The 17,441-nt window shown below is 66.0% G+C and carries 15 protein-coding genes; 13 read left to right on the top strand and 2 right to left on the bottom strand.

Annotated elements, in window-relative coordinates; translation table 11 throughout:
• Positions 1 to 36 precede the first annotated feature (36 nt).
• The 6 genes from QMK31_RS07495 to menC all read left to right on the top strand — a co-directional run bounded on the left by QMK31_RS07495 (position 37) and on the right by menC (position 5,511).
• Positions 37 to 957, top strand: coding sequence for an ABC transporter ATP-binding protein (locus QMK31_RS07495; protein WP_283500328.1), 921 nt, complete (start codon positions 37 to 39; stop codon positions 955 to 957).
• Positions 954 to 1,706, top strand: a complete 753-nt coding sequence (locus tag QMK31_RS07490) for an ABC transporter permease (protein ID WP_283500327.1) — start codon at positions 954 to 956, stop codon at positions 1,704 to 1,706. The genes QMK31_RS07495 and QMK31_RS07490 overlap by 4 nt, the downstream gene beginning before the upstream one ends.
• A gap of 75 nt (positions 1,707 to 1,781) precedes the next feature.
• Complete coding sequence (locus QMK31_RS07485; protein ID WP_283500326.1) at positions 1,782 to 2,615, top strand: aldo/keto reductase; 834 nt, start codon at positions 1,782 to 1,784, stop codon at positions 2,613 to 2,615.
• A gap of 169 nt (positions 2,616 to 2,784) precedes the next feature.
• Positions 2,785 to 3,453: a nicotinamide riboside transporter PnuC gene (pnuC, locus tag QMK31_RS07480; protein ID WP_283500325.1), complete on the top strand. Its 669-nt coding sequence runs from the start codon at positions 2,785 to 2,787 to the stop codon at positions 3,451 to 3,453.
• Between the two features lie 85 nt (positions 3,454 to 3,538).
• Positions 3,539 to 4,405 carry a hypothetical protein gene (locus QMK31_RS07475; RefSeq protein ID WP_283500324.1) on the top strand — a complete coding sequence of 289 codons (867 nt, stop codon included), beginning with the start codon at positions 3,539 to 3,541 and terminating at the stop codon, positions 4,403 to 4,405.
• A complete protein-coding gene (menC, locus tag QMK31_RS07470; protein WP_283500323.1) occupies positions 4,402 to 5,511 on the top strand; it encodes an o-succinylbenzoate synthase in 1,110 nt (369 codons plus the stop codon). The genes QMK31_RS07475 and menC overlap by 4 nt, the downstream gene beginning before the upstream one ends.
• Positions 5,512 to 5,528: 17 nt before the next feature.
• Here the strand turns inward: menC and QMK31_RS07465 are convergent, their stop codons facing one another.
• Positions 5,529 to 7,130, bottom strand: a complete 1,602-nt coding sequence (locus QMK31_RS07465; protein ID WP_283500322.1) for a PucR family transcriptional regulator — start codon at positions 7,128 to 7,130, stop codon at positions 5,529 to 5,531.
• A 132-nt stretch (positions 7,131 to 7,262) separates the two neighbouring features.
• On the opposite strand from QMK31_RS07465, the gene QMK31_RS07460 reads away from it, so the two are divergent.
• The gene (locus QMK31_RS07460; RefSeq protein WP_283500321.1) at positions 7,263 to 9,266 is read left to right on the top strand and encodes a thioredoxin domain-containing protein; all 2,004 of its coding nucleotides are present in this window, start codon (positions 7,263 to 7,265) and stop codon (positions 9,264 to 9,266) included.
• Between the two features lie 312 nt (positions 9,267 to 9,578).
• Complete coding sequence (locus QMK31_RS07455) at positions 9,579 to 11,375, top strand: stealth family protein (RefSeq protein ID WP_283500320.1); 1,797 nt, start codon at positions 9,579 to 9,581, stop codon at positions 11,373 to 11,375.
• Here the strand turns inward: QMK31_RS07455 and QMK31_RS07450 are convergent.
• Entirely contained in the window at positions 11,305 to 12,243 is a 939-nt protein-coding gene (locus QMK31_RS07450; protein ID WP_283500319.1) for a phosphodiesterase, read from the bottom strand. The two genes, QMK31_RS07455 and QMK31_RS07450, sit on opposite strands and share 71 nt — an antisense overlap.
• Positions 12,244 to 12,437: 194 nt before the next feature.
• On the opposite strand from QMK31_RS07450, the gene QMK31_RS07445 reads away from it, so the two are divergent.
• Genes QMK31_RS07445 through QMK31_RS07425 form a run of 5 tightly spaced genes read left to right on the top strand, consistent with a single transcriptional unit; the run spans position 12,438 to position 17,418 of the window.
• The gene (locus tag QMK31_RS07445) at positions 12,438 to 13,367 is read left to right on the top strand and encodes an NADP-dependent oxidoreductase (protein WP_283500318.1); all 930 of its coding nucleotides are present in this window, start codon (positions 12,438 to 12,440) and stop codon (positions 13,365 to 13,367) included.
• A 28-nt stretch (positions 13,368 to 13,395) separates the two neighbouring features.
• Complete coding sequence (locus QMK31_RS07440; protein ID WP_283500317.1) at positions 13,396 to 14,325, top strand: phosphatase PAP2 family protein; 930 nt, start codon at positions 13,396 to 13,398, stop codon at positions 14,323 to 14,325.
• Between the two features lie 50 nt (positions 14,326 to 14,375).
• Entirely contained in the window at positions 14,376 to 15,596 is a 1,221-nt protein-coding gene (locus QMK31_RS07435; protein WP_283500316.1) for a type III polyketide synthase, read from the top strand.
• Positions 15,597 to 16,301 (top strand): class I SAM-dependent methyltransferase, encoded by a 705-nt coding sequence (locus tag QMK31_RS07430; protein WP_283500315.1) that lies wholly within the window; start codon positions 15,597 to 15,599, stop codon positions 16,299 to 16,301.
• Positions 16,294 to 17,418 carry an FAD-dependent oxidoreductase gene (locus QMK31_RS07425; RefSeq protein WP_283500314.1) on the top strand — a complete coding sequence of 375 codons (1,125 nt, stop codon included), beginning with the start codon at positions 16,294 to 16,296 and terminating at the stop codon, positions 17,416 to 17,418. The genes QMK31_RS07430 and QMK31_RS07425 overlap by 8 nt, the downstream gene beginning before the upstream one ends.
• Positions 17,419 to 17,441: the final 23 nt, after the last annotated feature.

The following is a 17,441-nucleotide window of genomic DNA, read 5'->3' as shown; positions in this document are numbered from 1 at the left end:
CCGCTAGGTTGAAATCAACGACCGGAGAGACAACGGATGACCACCCTCGCTCAGTTCGACCATGTCACGCGCCGCTTCGGCAAGGTTCTCGCCGTCGATGACGTGAGCCTCACGATCGAATCCGGAACTATTCTCGGCCTGCTTGGTCCGAACGCTGCCGGTAAGACCACCCTCATTTCACTGCTCGAAGGTCTGCGCCGCCCGACCAGCGGAACGGTCGAGTTGTTCGGAGGCTCGCCGGGCGACTATCGCAACCGCCAGCGACTCGGCAGCACCCCGCAGGAGACCGCACTGCCCGTCACGCTGCGGGTGGGCGAGGTGATCGACTTCGTGAGCAAACACTTCGAAAACCCTCTGTCCAAGGCGGCCGTGGCCGAGGAATTCGGCCTGGGCGACTTGCTGAAACGGCAGACCGGCGCGTTGTCTGGCGGCCAGAAGCGGCGCCTCAGCGTAGCGCTGGCCTTTGTTGGGCAGCCCAAGCTGGTGCTCCTGGACGAGCCGACGACCGGTTTAGATGTGGAAGCACGGCGCACCCTGTGGGACGCGCTTCGGCGTCAGCATGAGCGTGGCGCCACGGTGGTGGTCACCAGCCACTACCTCGAAGAGATCGAGGCTCTCGCCCAGCGCGTTGTGGTGATGGGACAGGGTCGAATTCTGGCCGATGATACCCTTCCCGCTATCCTCTCCAGGGTGGGTTTACGCCAGGTGCAGCTGGTCTCCGATGAAGCAGACCGGATCGGCCGGCTGCCGGGAGTGGTGCGCCAGGAACGCACTGGTGATGGCGCCACAACCTTCTACGTGCAGGATTCGGACGCGACGATTGTTGAGTTGGTGCGTTCCGGCATCCATTTCACGGGGCTGACGGTGCGCGGGGCCACCCTGGAAGAGGCGTTCCTCACCCTGACGGAGCCGCCCGATGCTCGGCGAAACTGGAACCGAGTGGAGGCAGCTCAATGAGCACTCTGGCCCTGACCCTCGTGCATGCCAAATACACCCTGATCGAGACCGCGCGCATCCCGGTCGCCCTGATCGGTTCCCTTGTCTTTCCCGCCCTCGCCCTGCTTTTCTTCGTGGTGCCACAGCGTTCGGTTGCCGACTCCCCGGAGTTCGCTACCCAGGCCGTCATCTCCCTCGCTGTCTTCGCCATCATGTCGAATTCCCTCTTCAGTTTCGGGCTGAATATCGCGGAGAATCGCGAGAAGCCGTGGGATCCTTACCTGCGCACCCTGCCCGCCCCCGGATTAGCTCGGGTCTTCGCCCAGGTGTTCTCGACCGGCACGCTGGGCGTCGCCGCTATCATCCCCGTGATCGTGATCGGCGGCCTGTTCACGGCAGCCTCGGCATCCGTTTTCCACATTGTTCTCGGCCTCGTCGCCCTGGCCGTCGGCGCACTTCCATTCATGCTGATCGGCATCTGCATCGGCTACGCACTGTCGGCCAAAGCCGCGATCGCCGTGGTACAGGTCGTCATGTTCGCTCTCGCCTTTGCCGGTGGGCTCTTTCTCCCACCCGTCCTCTTCGCCGACTGGCTCAACACCCTGTCCATGTTTCTGCCGTCCCGGCAAGCGCGCGAATTCGTGATCTGGGCGGTGACCGGCGGCAATCTCGAACCGTGGGTCTGGATAGGAATAGCCGCCTGGACGGCGATCATGCTCTTCCTGGCGCTGTTTCTATTTCGCCGAGACGAAGGTCATCGCTTTCGCTAGCTCGACACTTTCGCGGTCAGTGAACATTGGGTGTTCGGGGGGTAGCTACAGGACCGCGGCCCATAGTGTTAAGAGATGACGAAATCTGTACCCACCATCACCCTCAACGACGGCCACACGATTCCGCAGCTCGGTTTCGGCGTATTCAAGGTCGAACCCGACGAGACCACCCGAATCGTGGCCGACGCGCTCTCGGTCGGCTATCGCCACATCGACACCGCCGCCATCTACGGCAACGAGGAGGGCGTTGGCAAGGCGCTCGCCGCCTCTGGCATTGATCGCTCAGAATTGTTTATCACCACGAAGCTCTGGAACGACCGCCAAGGCACCGAGAGCGCTTTTGCGGCGTTTGAGGAAAGCCTCGAAAAGCTCGGCCTCGACTACGTCGACCTCTATCTGATCCACTGGCCAGCCCCCGCCAACGACAAGTTCGTCGAGAGCTGGAAGGCCCTGGAAAAGATTCAGGAGTCCGGCCGCGCCCGCTCTATCGGCGTCTCCAACTTTCTGGTGCCGCACCTGGATCGCCTGCTGCACGAGACGAGCGTTGTGCCCGCGGTCAACCAGATCGAGCTGCACCCGGCGCACCAGCAGCCAGAGGTCACCGCGTTCGCTCGCGAGAACGGCATCAACATCGAGGCCTGGGGCCCCCTCGGCCAGGGCAAGTACCCCCTGTTCGACGAGCAGGTGATAGCGGATGCTGCCGACGCGCACGGCAAGTCCCCCGCGCAGGTGGTCATCCGCTGGCACCTGCAGATGGGCAATATCCTGTTCCCGAAGTCGAACCGGGTGGAGCGCATGGCGGAGAACTTCGATGTGTTCGACTTCGAGCTCACCCGCACCGAGGTCACCATGATCTCCGCGCTCGAGCGTGCCGGTCGCGTCTCGGCGCACCCCAACGAGGTGAATTAGCGCAGAGCCAGGCGGGCTTTGCGCGGTCCGGCATCCACTCGCGTGGCTGGCGGGGCTCGCACGGGTGGCATCCCAGCCGCGCGCACGAAGCGGTAGCGTCAGCAGAAAATGGCCGCGCCGTTTGAGAGTAGCGTTGGTCACATCGCGCCCGGCACTGTGAAAGAAGCCAATGAATCCGATCGAGTGGCTGTTCGATGCCCAGCTGCAGATCGGCACCCAGACCATCCTCTGGCGTGAGGTCGTCGGCAACGCCTTCGGCATCGCAAGCGCGGTCGGCGGCATGCGCCGCAAAATCTGGGCCTGGCCGGTCGGCATCATCGGCAACGCACTGCTGTTCACCGTGTTTCTCGGCGCCGTCTTCGGTACACCCAACCCGGTCAACCTGCTCGGTCAGGCCGGTCGCCAGATCATGTTCATCGTCGTGTCGATCTTCGGCTGGGTGCAGTGGCAGCGCAGCCGCAACTCGGCGGTGCACGTGGCCGTCGCGCCGCACTGGGCCGGCAATCGCATCCGGATATTGCTGGGACTGGGTCTCGTCGCCGGCACACTCGTGCTCACGCCTATCTTTCGTGCGCTCGGCTCGTTCGAACCGGTGTGGGCGGATGCCTGGATCTTCACCGGTTCGCTGCTCGCGACCTACGGCATGGCCAAAGGGTGGACCGAATTTTGGCTGATCTGGGTGGCCGTCGACGTGGTGGGGGTGCCGCTGCTGATCAGTGCCGGCTACTACGCCTCCGCCGTGTTGTACGTGTTCTACGGCGCCTTCACCCTCGTGGGGTTCGTGGTCTGGGTGCGGGTGCAGCGCCGCCGGCAAGCTGTACCGGTGGGCGCAGCATAGGGTTGTGCTGGCACACAACGGCCTGATCGGTACTTAGTGCTGGGCGATAGGGGCGATCGCGGGTGTTGCGCCCACACTAGAGACCATGCTCGCGAATCTTCCAGTCACAGCGCTTAATCGTCAGGCACAGGATGCTGCCGCTCGCGCTGCCGAGAGCGCCGCCGTCACCGTCGTCGATGAGTTCGACATGCTGCGATTGCGCGCTGTCGCCGATCTCCTCGGCACCATCTGGGGTCCCTCTGATCACGGTGCACCGATTCCCGCCGATCTGCTGCGCAGCATTAGCCACGCGGGCTGCACTGTCACTGCCGCCTACGACAAGGGCGGGCAGGTGTGCGGCGCTGCGGCGGCGATCGTGTCCCCCGACAAGCCGTCGATGTACTCCCTCATCGCCGGGGTGCGACCGGGGCTGACCGATTCCGGAGTGGGTTTCGCACTCAAGCAGCATCAGCGAGCGTGGGCGCTGGCCCGCAGCATCGACACGATGACGTGGACGTTCGATCCGCTGGTCAGCCGCAACGCGCGCTTCAATCTCGGCAAACTCGGCGCAACCGCGAGCGAATACCTGCCGAATTTCTACGGCGAAATGGATGACGCGATCAACGGTCTCGACGACAGCGATCGCCTGGTCGCGCACTGGTCACTGACCTCTCCGCGCACGATCGCGGCCAGTCACAACGAACCCGAATCGGCGCTGATGCCCGACTTCACCGTGACGGACGTGCAACGGACCGGTCCGGACAAAGAGCCGGCCCTCGTCGCCGCTGGCGATTCGCTCTGGTGCCGGGTGCCCCGCGACATTGTGGCGTTGCGCGCGGAGAAGCCGGCCGAAGCCGTAGCCTGGCGCCGCAGCATCCGCGACATTTTTGGCACTGCACTGGCCGACGGGTATATCGCGCGTGGCATGACCCGCACCGGCTGGTACCGCCTGAGCAAGGGAGAGAACGTATGAAAATCGAGAACATTGAGATTCGGCGGGTGACGCTGCCGCTGGTGCGGCCATTTCGTGCCTCGTTTGGAACGGCGACCGAGCGTGAGACGACCGTGGTGCGGGTGACGACCGCGAACGCCGAGGGCTGGGCCGAATGCGCAGCCGAGCCTGATCCGCTCTACAGCTCCGAGTTTCTCGACGGCTGCGACCTCGTCATTCGCGACCATCTCGTTCCGAGGCTGCAGGCCCTCGGCGACCGGCTCACCGCCGAACTCGTTGCGACCACCCTCGCGCCGGTCAAGGGTCACCCCATGTCCAAAGCCGTGCTCGAAACGGCAATCCTCGACGCCCAACTCAAGGAAACCGGAGTTTCCTTCGGCGGCTACCTGGGCGCCGTGCACGACCGGGTGCCGGCGGGAGTCTCGGTTGGAATCATGGATTCGATCCCCGAACTGCTCGACGCTGTCGCCGGCTACCTCGCCGAGGGCTACCTGCGCATCAAACTGAAGATTGAACCCGGCTGGGACCTCGCCCCGGTGCGGGCGGTGCGCGAACGATTCGGCTCGGAAATGCTTCTGCAAGTTGACGCCAACACCGCGTACACCCTCGCCGATGCCCGGCACCTGGCGCTGCTCGACCCGTTCGACCTGCTGCTGATGGAACAGCCGATGGCCGAACACGACATCCTCGGCCACGCGGCGCTCGCCCGTCTGATCGCGACGCCGATCTGCCTCGACGAGTCCATCGAATCGGCGCGTGACGCTGCGGCGGCGATCAGCCTCGGCGCCTGCAGCATCATCAACGTGAAACCGGCCAGGGTCGGCGGCTACCTCGAGGCACGCCGCATCCACGATGTCGCGGCGGCCCACGGCGTGCCGGTGTGGTGTGGAGGCATGCTGGAAACGGGCATCGGCCGGGCCGCCAACGTTGCCCTCGCCGGGCTGCCCAACTTCGTTCTGCCCGGGGACACGTCCGCCTCGAATCGCTACTACGCCCAGGATCTCACCGCGCCGTTCGTGCTGGAAGAGGGACACCTGCGGGTGCCGACCGGCCCCGGTATCGGCGTGGAGGTGCTCCCCGACGTTCTCGCCGACCTCACGGCGTCGACCAGCAACATCCGCTTCTAAACCGTTCGCGCCCGCGTCTAGCCGAACTGAGCCGAGCGCAGCGTCAACCAGAGCATCAGCACGTCGTCGGGGTTGAGCAGGTCGATGTTGAAAATCTCGCTCGCCCGTCGCAGCCGGTAGCGCAGGGTGTTCTGGTGCATCGATAAGCGTTCGGCGGTGACGGCGGAGTCCCGGGAGCAATCAAAATAGGTGCGCAGGGTCACGGCGTAACTCGTGCCTTCGCGGGCGTCGTGATCGAGCACCCGAACCGCCAGCGGCGATTGCAGTCGCGGGGTTCTGCGCAGGATGTGAAACAGTTCCAGCAGGTTGAGTAGCCCGCGGCACGCCTCGGCGGAGGCAACCGGCCCAGCGACCGACCGGTTCGCCAGCAGCAGCAGGACCAGATCGGCGTCGTCTCGGGAACGGCTGATCTGCCCGGCCGCGAAGACCGTGCTGCCGATCGCCGCGTCCACGGCCACCTGCAGTGAGGCACCGGCCCGAGTGACGATGCGTTCGGCCAGGGCATGCACGCGCGCCGCCGGGAGCGCTCCGGGCGCGGAGACCAGCGCGTACACCGTGCGACCGACCAGTGCACAGGCCACCCCGAACTCGTTGCTCTCACACATCATCGTGACCAGGTCGGCCAGGCGTCTGATGCCGACTTCGTCGCTGCCGCCGGCTGCACGAGGCTGGAATGCCACCAGGGCAAACTGCGATGAGGGTTCCAAGCCCAACTGGCCGACGACGAGGTGTGCGTCCCCGCCCTCCTGGAGTAGGCGGCGCACGAGCTCGGCGCGCTGTTCGTGCACGAGGTCTGAGGTGCTTCGCGCGCGCAGCATGTGCAGCGCGATCGTGTCAACGGCGCTGTCGAGAGATTTGAGAATCTCGGCGGTGCGGGGCGAAGCGTCGATGACCCAAACCGAGCCGAGCAGCTGGGCCCCGGCCCGCACCCCAACGGCGCTCCGGGCAATGGCGCCCTCAGCGGAGGCGGCGACGAAGTGCTGCGCCGCAGGGTTTCGGTAGAGGCTGGCGTACTGCTGATCGTTCTCCGGGGCATCCGGAACTTCCCGTCCGAGAATTCCTAGCTTTCGATCGTTATCGATGGGCTGGTCGGCAAGCGTCGAATAGGCGAGAATCTGCCGTTTAAAACCTTCGATGGTCGTGGCTCCGCCGGTCATCCCGGCGATGGCGTTGGCGAGGGCGAACAGGTCGCCGCCTGGCAGCGACGACAACGAGCCGCTTTCTTCGGTCGTGGCTCGCAGCGCCGAGGTGATCAGCGAGTCGATCTCGCGCCAGTCCGCGTTTTGGCCGACGATCAACAGTGCGATACCGCACTCATCGGCGGTCTCGGCCAGGTCTTCCACACCCAGGGAGAACGAACGGATGACGATGGCGGCGAAGCCGTCGCTGGCGGCGGTACGCACCGCAGCACCGGTGGCATTGTTGCCTGGATGCAGTCCCACGCCGAGCAACACTCCGCCCCGCGGGCGGAGAGCGGACAGCCAGGGTTCATACAGGGTCGGACTCGTGCGGCTCAGGCGCAGCTCGGGATTGCCAGAGGCGAGGCGCAGCCCTGAACCGGGCAGCTCAGCGAGCAGGGCTGAGACGGTCGTGCTGGGGCGAGCGAACAGGTCAGGCATCCCCACAGGGTACCGGCCGGTCTTGTGGCCCAGCACCACAATGGGTCGAACTGTCTGTGCCCACCCACCATGACGGATGAGCGCCCACGCGGCAGACGGCACATCGCTCGTGCGTGGGGCGCAGAATGGAGCATGCCCAACCATCTCGCCGACGCCATCAGTCCCTATCTGCGCAGCCACGCCGACAACCCGGTCGCGTGGTTCGGCTGGGGCGAGGAAGCGTTCAGGGAAGCCCGCAGGCGAGATGTACCCGTGCTCGTGTCGATCGGCTATTCCACCTGCCACTGGTGCCACGTCATGGCCAGGGAGAGTTTCAGCGATCCGGCCATCGCCGAGTACCTCAACGCCCACCTCGTGAGCATCAAGGTCGACCGGGAGGAGCACCCCGACGTCGACGCCAGCTACCTCGCCGCCGCGAGTGCCTTCACGGACGGGCTCGGCTGGCCGCTCAACGTGTTCGTCACCCCCGACGGGCAGGCATTCCACGCGGGAACGTACTTTCCGCCGGTGGCCCGCGCTGGGCATCCGTCGTTTCGAGAAGTGCTGACCGCGGTGACGACGGCCTGGCTCACTCGCCGCGCCGAGGTGACGGCCGGTGCCGCCCGGGTGGCCGACCTGCTCGCCGATTCGGCGCGCGAACTCGCCGCCGGCGCAGCTCGCTTTGGGGCGAACGCGCAGCCCGGCATCGACGTGCTCGACCAGACCGTGGCCGAACTTGTCGGCTACGAAGACGCCCGGTTTGGCGGCTTCGGCGGCAGCCCGAAATTTCCGGTGGCCCCGGCGCTGTCCTTTCTGTTAGGCCACGGTGATCACGGGCACGAGGAATTGCAGGGTGAGGGACCGGGCCTGGCCCTGCGCACCCTGAAGATCATGGGCGCGTCACCGTTGCGGGACCCGATCGAGGGCGGCTTCTTTCGCTACGCGGTCAACCGAAACTGGAGCGACCCGCACTACGAACGCATGCTCTACGACAACGCCCAGCTGCTCAGCCTCTGCACCCGTGCCTGGATGATCACCGGCCAGTCGTGGGCGCGCAACATCGCCGAGGGCATCGCCCGCTTTCTCTGCACGGTGATGCAACTGCCCAGCGGTGGGTTCGCGAGTGCCCAGGACTCCGAAAGCACCGTCGACGGCCAACGGGTCGAGGGCGGCTATTACACCCTCGAACGAAGCGAGCGCGCCAGGCAGACCCCGCCAGCACTCGACGAGAAAGTGCTGACCGGCTGGAACGGTCTCGCCATCCAGGCCCTGGCCCGGGCCGGCTTCGCTTTCGACCGGCCGGACCTCATCGCCGCCGCCCGCCGTGCAGCCGACTACCTGCGCGAGCAGCACGAGCGCGCCGACGGCACCCTCGTGCGAGCGTCGGTCAGCGGACGCGGTACTGAACCCCGAATATCGGCTGCGGCGGCCACCCTGGAGGACTACGGCATGTACTCACGGGGACTCCTCGAACTTGCACTCGTCACCGGCGAGGTGACCTACGCCACCCGAGCTCGTCACCTGCTCGAGAGCACGCTATCGGGCACCACTGACACTGGCACCGACATGCCAGCCTTCCGTCCGCCGAACGGCGCCGATCCGGTGTTGAGTGGGCAGGGCTTGGTCAGCGCCATCGATCCCTCCGAGGGTGCCTACCCCTCTGGGCTGTCTGCCGCCGCTGACGCAGCCCTGCTCCTGCACCGCCTCACCGGCGACGACCGCTACCGGCGGGCCGCGCAGGTCGGCCTCAGCCTCGTCGCCAGCCTCGCCCCGGCTCGACCACTCGCCTATGGCGCCGCGCTTGCGGTGTTCGACGAGCTGAGCGCACCGATCGAGCAGCTCGTCATTGTCTCTCCCGACCACCAGCAGCTCGATACCCGCGCGCCCGTCACCCTGACCGATTTAGCCCGGCGCCACCCGGCACCAGTCGTCGCTTGTGTTTCAGAATCCCAGGCGCGGGCATTCGCCGCCGCCGGATTCGACCTGTTCGCAGCGCGCGCAGCGCCGACCGGCCAACCCACCGGGTATCTCTGTCGTGACTTTGTCTGCCAGCTGCCGGTCACCGACCCGGCGCAGCTGCCCCCGGTCCACGGCACCGCCATGCTTCTCGCCGAAATCGCCGCTGAAATCGCCGCCGAAGCGCAACAATCGGATTGACCCGCACACGCACTAACATCGGGGTAGCACCATTTTGTTCATGGCCCTGATCATCAGCCTGTTCGGCAGCTTTGCCCTCTGACTCGCCCGCGCAGCTAACGTGCGACCTCGAGACGTACACTGAGCTAACGAACACCGTGACGAAAGCCACCGCGTTCACCGAACCCCAGCCGTTCATCGAGAACGTCGTCTCTTCTCGAGAAAATCGTCGCTGCGAACCACACTGAACTATCCACGCCGACATTGTCGGCCGCACTCCTCGAATCAGCGCCGACTGATTACGATCGAGTGCTCCATTTTTCAAGGAGGACCATGGCGACACTCGACATTCCGGATGCTCAACCGGAAACTCCCGAGCTGGGTTACCCCGATTCGTACCCCGGTGAGATCTTCGACACCGATGCCCTTCGCACCGACACGGTCGGCTATGACTCAAATGAGCCGGAACTGCCCACCAACACCGGGCTGATCCCGACCCTGTCGCTCAGCAGCGAGGCCGAGTTGGTTCTGATCACACCGGATGCCCGCACTCGCCGCTTCGACCGCGACGACGTTGTGGTGCGCAAGGGCGAGATCGCCCTCATCAACGGCCACTACACGCCGCACGAGTCCATGGTGAAGGACCTCGTCGCCGTGCACGACGCTCTCACCAAGGCTGGCATCGAATTCTTGCTCGTGCGCGGTGACCACAACCGTCCGGTCATCGCCGTCGACCGCAAGCAGCGCAAGGAAATCACCAAGGTCCTCGGCCGGGCCTTCGCCAACGAACCCTTCTATGCCAAGCCGCTCGACGGCACCGTGAGCCAGCAGTTTCTGCTCGCCGACGGCGCGCTCACCACCCTGCGCAAGTCCGACGTTTTTCGGGTCTACCGTCCGCGCATCGAACCGATCGGCCGGCTGCGTTACGGCGCCCAGACCGCGTTCCAGTTTGAGCTGTGGCGCTTCGGGGAAGACGAGATCATCGCGCCGGTGGAGAACGCGCTCATGCGCACCCGCCTACCGCGCTCTGAAGCCCGCGAAACCACGATCGAGCTGTACGGGCGCACCTGGCTGACCCTGCAGAACATGTTCGATGACCTGGCCAGCGACGTCTCTTTCGACATCGACCTGGTGTTCAGCTGGGTTGACGGGTCAAGCGACGAGTTCCAGCAGGAGCGCGCCGAGCGGATGAAGGCCTACGTCGTGGGCGAAGGCGACGATTCCGACGCCCGTTTTCGCCAGATCGACGAACTGAAGTACGCACTCCGAAGCGTCTACATGTTCGCCCCGTGGATTCGCCGCATCTTCATCGCCACCGACTCGCCGGCACCCCAGTGGCTCGCCGAGCATCCCCGCGTCACGATCATGCGCAGCGAAGACTTCTTCGTTGACACGAGCGTGTTGCCGATCCACAATTCGCACGCCGTCGAGAGCCAGCTGCACCATATTCCCGGGCTCGCCGAGCATTTTCTTTATTCCAACGACGACATGTTCTTCGGCCGTCCGGTAGGCCCTGAATTGTTCTTCTCGCCGGGCGGGGTGACTAAGTTCGTGGAGGCATCCACTCGTATCGGTCTGGGTGAGAACGACCCGACCCGCAGCGGGTTTGAAAACGCCGCCCGCGTGAACCGCGCGCTGCTGCGCGGTCGCTTCGGCAAGGTCACCACCCGGCACCTGGAGCACACACCGGCGCCGATGCGCAAGAGCGTTCTGCTCGAGCTGGAGAGTGAGTTTCCCGAGGACTTCAGCCGCACGGCGGCGAGTCGTTTTCGCGCGGCGACCGACATCTCCGTCACCAACTCGCTGTACCACTACTACGCGTTAATGACCGGTCGCGCGGTGGCACAGACCCAGGTGCGCTCGCTGTACATCGAGACGACCCTGCGAATTGCCCTGCGGCAGATGAATCACCTGCGCAAGCGCCGCGATCAGGACATGTTCTGCCTCAACGACGGCAGCCACCCGGAGATCTCGACCGAGGTGCGTCGCGCTGCGGTCACCGAATTTCTCGAGCTGTACTTTCCGATCGTGGCACCGTGGGAACGGGCCAGCGCCGCGACTAGTGCAGAACCGGGATCGGCCTGGTCATCGGCGGCTCGCGCAATGCAGGCAGAGTTTCCGACGGCGTAATCTCGATGCCGGAAGCGCGCAGGCGACGCGCGCTTTCGGCGGCATCGACATACTCCAGCGTCGGGTAATGACCGAGCGGCACCACGGAGTGCAGCACGGTGCCGGGGTAGACGTGCACGAGGTTGAACGCACGGGCGCCGTCACGACCGAGGGTGCCGCCGACGGGAACGTTAAGATCCTGCGTATAACAGGTGGCCGACGAGACCGACACCGGGATACCGGCAAACATGGCCATCGATGAGTAGTGCAGGTGCCCGGCGATGATGCTGCGCACGTCCGTGCCGATCAGCACGTCGGCCAATCGGGTTTGATCGCGCAGCTCGACGGCGGTGGCCAGGTCGAGCACGCTCGGGATCGGCGGGTGGTGCATGGCGATGATCGTGCCGTCGGGTGCCGGAACGCGCAGTTCGTCGGCCAGCCAGAGCAGCTGCTGGTCGGTCACGGCTCCGTAATGGTGGCCGGGCACCGAGGTGTCGAGGGTGATCAGGCGTAGGCCGTTGAGGTCATACGACCGGTCGATTGGAGCTTCGCTCGGCTGCTGGTCGAGAAGTTCCGTGCGGAAGGCTGAACGCTTGTCGTGGTTGCCCATCACCCAGATGACGCGAGCGCCGAGCCGTGCCGCCGCGGGTTCAACGATCTCACGCAGCAACTCGTAGGCACCCGGTTCGCCCTTATCGGCGAGATCGCCGGTGAAGACGATGGCCTGGGGGCGCACTCCGGAGGCCTCCACTTCGGCGAAGAGCCCCGCCAGATGGGTCTCAGCGGTGACGCTGCCATAGAGCTTCGAGCCTCCCGCCAGCAGGTGGGTGTCGCTCAGGTGTAACAGGAAGTGGTCCGGCCGGGGGTACTCAGCCGTTCGAATGCTCACAGAGCGTCCATTCGTTTGTCGGGTGCGCGCTTTTTCGGTGCGCCCTCTCGGTAGTAGAAACCATTCGATCAGAAGTTCTTGAACAACGGGTGTACGCCACGCATCAATCGTGTCTCAATCTGGGTAAATGGGCAAGAGCGTTCGTGTCCGGGTATTGGCTGCCCACTGCGGGTGCTGGCCCTAGGCTGGCCAGCATGGCGCGATACGTACGCATTGACGAATTCGGTGGTCCAGAGGTGCTGAGCATTGTGCACGATGAGCAGCCGCAGGCCGGGCGCGGTGAAGTGCGGGTGCGGGTGCTCTTTGCCGGCCTCAACCCGGTGGACCACAAGATCTTCCACGGCGGCCCGACTGCCGTGCGCTATGAGGCGGTCCCGCCCTGCGGCAACGGCAACGACTTCTCGGGCGTGATCGACGAGCTCGGTGACGGCGTGACCGATTTTCAGCTGGGGGACGCGGTGTTCGGCGGGAAACGGATGAACGCCCAAGCCGACTACGTCGTCGTCGATACGACCCGCATCCTCAAGAAACCGGCCGCTCTCACCTTTGAACAGGCCGGCGGCCTCGACGTCGCCGGGCGAGCTGCCTGGGCCAGCGTGGCCTCGCTCGGGCTGGGCATCGACGATACCGTGCTGATCGGCGCCGCCGCCGGCGGGGTCGGCGTGCTCGCCTGCCAACTCGCGCTTCGCGCCGGGGCGACCGTGATCGGCACCGCGAGCCCGGTCAACCACGACTTTCTGCGCGGCCTCGGCGTGCATCCGGTGGCGTACGGGGACGGCCTGGTCGAACGGGTGCGCGCGATCACGCCGACCGTGACGGCCGCCCTCGACTACAACGGTGCCGCGACGATCGATGCGGCCCTGCAGCTCGGCGTTCCCGGCACACGCATCAACACGATCGCCGCGCGCGGCTATCGGGCTGGAGCCGGAATCACCGAGGTGGGTGGTCAGGCCGCGACCATTCGCGATCTCGAGGCGCTGGCCGCGCTGATCGCTGCCGGAGAGATCGTACTACCGATCGACCGGGTTTTTCCGCTTGAGCGGGTGCAGGAGGCCTACCGGTATCTCATGGCCGGGCACCTGCGCGGTAAGGTCGTGCTTAGCACCAGTAGGCGGCTCGCTTAGCAAGGGCGCCCCTCACACACGCTGTGCCATGAACACTGTGGCATGCTTGACCGTGCGCAACTGGTCCCCTAGAAACTCCCTGCCTAAGGGATCGCTCGGGTATCTCGCGGGAGCCGCGCTTATCGTGGTGGTCTTCATTGGCCTGTATCTGTTCTTCGTGCGCAGCCATGTCGGCCAGGAGGCCGATCAGCTCGCCTACGACGGCGCTGAATTCGGCCGCCGCAGCATCACCCCATTCACCGGGCGGGTCCTTGACTCGGTACCCGACGTTGCCGTGGCGTTTGGGGTGCTGCTGACCGCGGTCATCGCGTTCGTGCGCCGCAATTGGCGTACCCTCGGTGTCGCGCTCGTCGCTGCCGCAGCGGCCACGGCCTCGGCCCAGCTGCTGAAATACGGCATCCTGGCCCGGCCCGACCTTGGGGTCGAGGGCTACGCCGGAAACTCATTCCCGTCGGGGCACACGACGGTGGCGGCGGCATCCGCTCTCGCAGTGTTTCTGGTGGCGAGCCCGCGCCTGCGCCCCATGGTGGCCGGCTGGGGCACCGCTTTCGCCGTGCTCGCCGGCGTGGCGACGCTCGCCAACCAGTGGCATCGGCCGAGCGACGTGATCGCCGCCCTGCTCTGGGTGGCCCTGTGGGGCTGCATCGCCGGGGCGGTGCTGGCCTGGCCTGGCGTGGGCGTCGTGCCACGAACGGCGGCGGCGGCCGCAAACTCACGGTGGCCCGCTTTCACGGGGCTGCGCCGCTCCACGGTTCGCATCATTCGCTGGTTGTCGATCGGTTGCGGTACTGTCTCGAGCCTTGCCTTCATTGCCACCCTCGTCGTGAACAGCAGCCTGTTCGACAGTGTCGGAACGGTCGGCACCCTCGTCGCCTACCTCGGCGGTGTCGCGGCCATCGTGACCGCGGGCTTGCTGCTCGCCCTCAGCGGAACCCGCATGTTCGCCCGCTTGCCCTAGCTGTGCAAAGTCGGGGTGTACTCGATCGAAGTGGCGTGCCACACTAACTCATGGCCGTTACGCTGAGAGCGCTCCAGACCGTAGTTCCCCCGACGATTCTGATTCAAGAGCAGGTGCGCGACATCTTCGCCGCCCAGCCCGGACTCAGCCGGCTCGCGCAACGGCTGGTCAGCACCAGTTTCAACGTGTCGGGCATCGAGACCCGGCATACCGTCATCGCCGAGCTCACCCTCGACAACGGTGCGACCGATCCGCAATTCTTCGACGCGCGGCAGCAGCTATTGCTCGTGCCGAGCACCAGGGTGCGCAACGAGCTCTATATTTCCGAGGCCACCAAACTGTTCGTCGAGGCCGGCCGCTTCGCGCTCGCCGCCTGCCCCGACATTCGCCCCGAAGACGTAACCCACGTCATTACCGTCTCCTGCACTGGTTTCTATGCCCCCGGCCCCGACTACATGCTGGTGCGGGAGCTCGGCCTCAGGGCGAGCACCCAGCGCTATCACCTTGGATTCATGGGCTGCTACGCGTCGATGCCGGCTCTTCGCACCGCGAAGCAGTTCGTCGAGGCCGACCCGAACGCGGTGGTGCTCGTGGTCAGCGCCGAGCTCTGCTCGTTGCATCTGCGCACCTCGAGCGATCCGGACACCATCGTCGCGTCCTCGTTGTTCTCCGACGGCGCCGCCGCCGGCCTCGTCAGCGCCCGCGCCCCGCTGCCCGGCGAGAAAGCCCTCGGACTCGACCTGTTCGAAACGGTGATCACCCCGGTCGGTGAGGGCGACATGGCCTGGAAGATCGGTGATGAGGGCTTTGAAATGATTCTGAGCACCTACGTTCCGCACATCATCGACGAGCACATCGAGGGCGCGCTGGCCCCGCTGTTCGCCCGCGACGCGTCGATCACCGGCCAGCTCGCCGCTGCACGGCCAGCGGATGCCGCGTTACACGCTGCCCCGGCCGCCCTGGCTGCGCCGGTGCTCACCATCGCACCCCCAGCCTCGCTCAGCTCGGTGATCGAGCACTGGGCGATCCACCCGGGTGGTCGCAGCATCCTCGACAAGACCGAGGCGAAGCTCGAGCTGCGCGCCGACCAGCTGCTTCCGTCGCGGGAGACGCTGCGCACCAACGGCAACATGAGCAGTGCGACGATTCTGTTCGTGATGAAGGCCATTCTCGACGCACCGGGCAGCAACGATGGGGAACGGGTCTGCGCCATGGCGTTCGGCCCTGGACTCACCGTGGAATCCGGTCTGATGACCGTGATCGAGGGCTGAATGGCCCTTCCGTCGCTGCGGGTTCGGGCCTATGGAGCGGTCGAGATCATGGATTCTCCGCATTGCGACCCGGCCAGGCTCACCCGCACCTACCAGGATTTTCGCGTGGTCAACGCGCTCGTCTCTGGCTGGTGGGGGATCTATCGCCGCAGCATCCGCCCCGAATTATCCACCACCACCGAGACGACGCTGCTCGATGTGGGCTCGGGGGGCGGCGACGTCTCGCGGGCGCTCGCCCGCTGGGCCGTGCGCGACGGCCTGCGGCTCACGGTGACCGGCATCGATCCGGATGCCCGCGCTCACGTGTTCGCGACCAGCCAGCCCAAGATCGCCGGGCTGTCGTTTCGCCGGGCGTTGAGCTCAGACCTCGTGGTGGAGGGCGCGCGGTTCGACTTCGTGGTCTCGAACCACGTGCTGCACCACCTCAGCGTGGCCGAGCTAAAGGGGCTCCTGGTGGATTCGGAGCATCTCGTGCGGCGCCGGGTGCTGCACGCAGACCTGGAACGCTCCAACTATGCCTATCTCGGGTTCGCGGCGGCCACCAAGCCATTCTTTCGACACTCCTATATTCGCCCGGACGGGCTCACCTCGATTCGGCGCAGCTACACTGCCACCGAGTTGCGAGCGGTGGTGCCCGCTGGGTGGACGGTGTCGCGCGGCCTGCCATCCCGGCTCGTGCTGAGCTGGGCCGCGCCCGATGCGTGATGTTGTCATCGTGGGAGGGGGGCCAGTCGGTACGATGCTCGCTTGCGCGCTGGCCGTCGGCGGACTCGACGTGGAGGTGCTCGAACAGCGTGAGACGCCGACGCTTCGCTCCCGGGCGATCGGTATCCACCCGCCGTCGCTCGCGGCGCTCGCCGGAATCGGTATCGCCGATGCGCTGCTCGAGCGGGCCGTGCGCATTCGCGCGGGGGAGGTACGTTGCGATGGCCGACGGCTCGGGGCGCTGTCCTTCGAGCGAGCCGCGCCAGCGTATCCGTTCGTCGTCGCCCTGCCGCAATACGAGACGGAAGCCTTGCTGCGCAAACGATTCGAACAGCTGCGCCCCGGCCGGTATCACAGCGGGGTAACGGTGACCGGGCTGCACGACCGCGGCGATGCCGTCGAACTCGCGACGACCGCCGGCCCGGTAGAGGCCCGTTATGTGGTCGGTGCCGACGGCCCGCGCAGTCGCGTGCGCGAGCGGGCCGGCATCAGCTGGCGGCAGCTCGGCAGCCGTGAAACCTATCTCATGGGCGACTTCGCCGACCCTGCTCCGGGCGGCACCAGCGCGGTGCTCTATTTTGAGCGCGGCGGTGTGGTCGAGTCGTTCCCGCTGCCCGATGGTCGGCGACGGTGGGTGGCGATGTCCGACTATCTGGTATCGGATGCTGACAGCGTCGACCTGGCCGCGCTGATCCGTCATCGAACCGGCGTGCGGGTGGGCGAATCGCTCGGGGTGGCGAGCGCATTCGCGGTGCAGCAGCGGCTCGCGGAGCGCATGCACGCGGGCAGAGTCGTGCTGGTCGGTGATGCGGCGCACCAGATCAGTCCGATCGGCGGGCAGGGCATGAACCTCGGCTGGCTCGACGCCGTTGCGCTTAGGCCGGCGCTGCAGCGGGCGCTGCTCGAGCAGGGGGCTGCGGCATCCGCTTTGGGTGACTACGACCGTAACCGCCGCCGCGCCGCGCGGCGAGCGGCCCTGCAAGCCGGATTCAACATGGCGATGGGGCGGCCGGCCCACGGCGTGCGGCTCGGAGCCCGCAACGCACTGGTGCGCGGTCTCACGCTGCCGCCGGCCAACGAGCTGGTGGCCCGGGCGTTCACCATGCGGTGGTTGTGACCGCACGCATCGGGTTGAATGGA

Origin of the sequence: Cryobacterium sp. PH31-O1 (genome assembly GCF_030063455.1) — a bacterium.
In the GTDB taxonomy this organism is placed as follows: Bacteria; Actinomycetota; Actinomycetes; order Actinomycetales; family Microbacteriaceae; genus Cryobacterium.
This window is presented reverse-complemented; position numbering and strand designations above follow the sequence as displayed.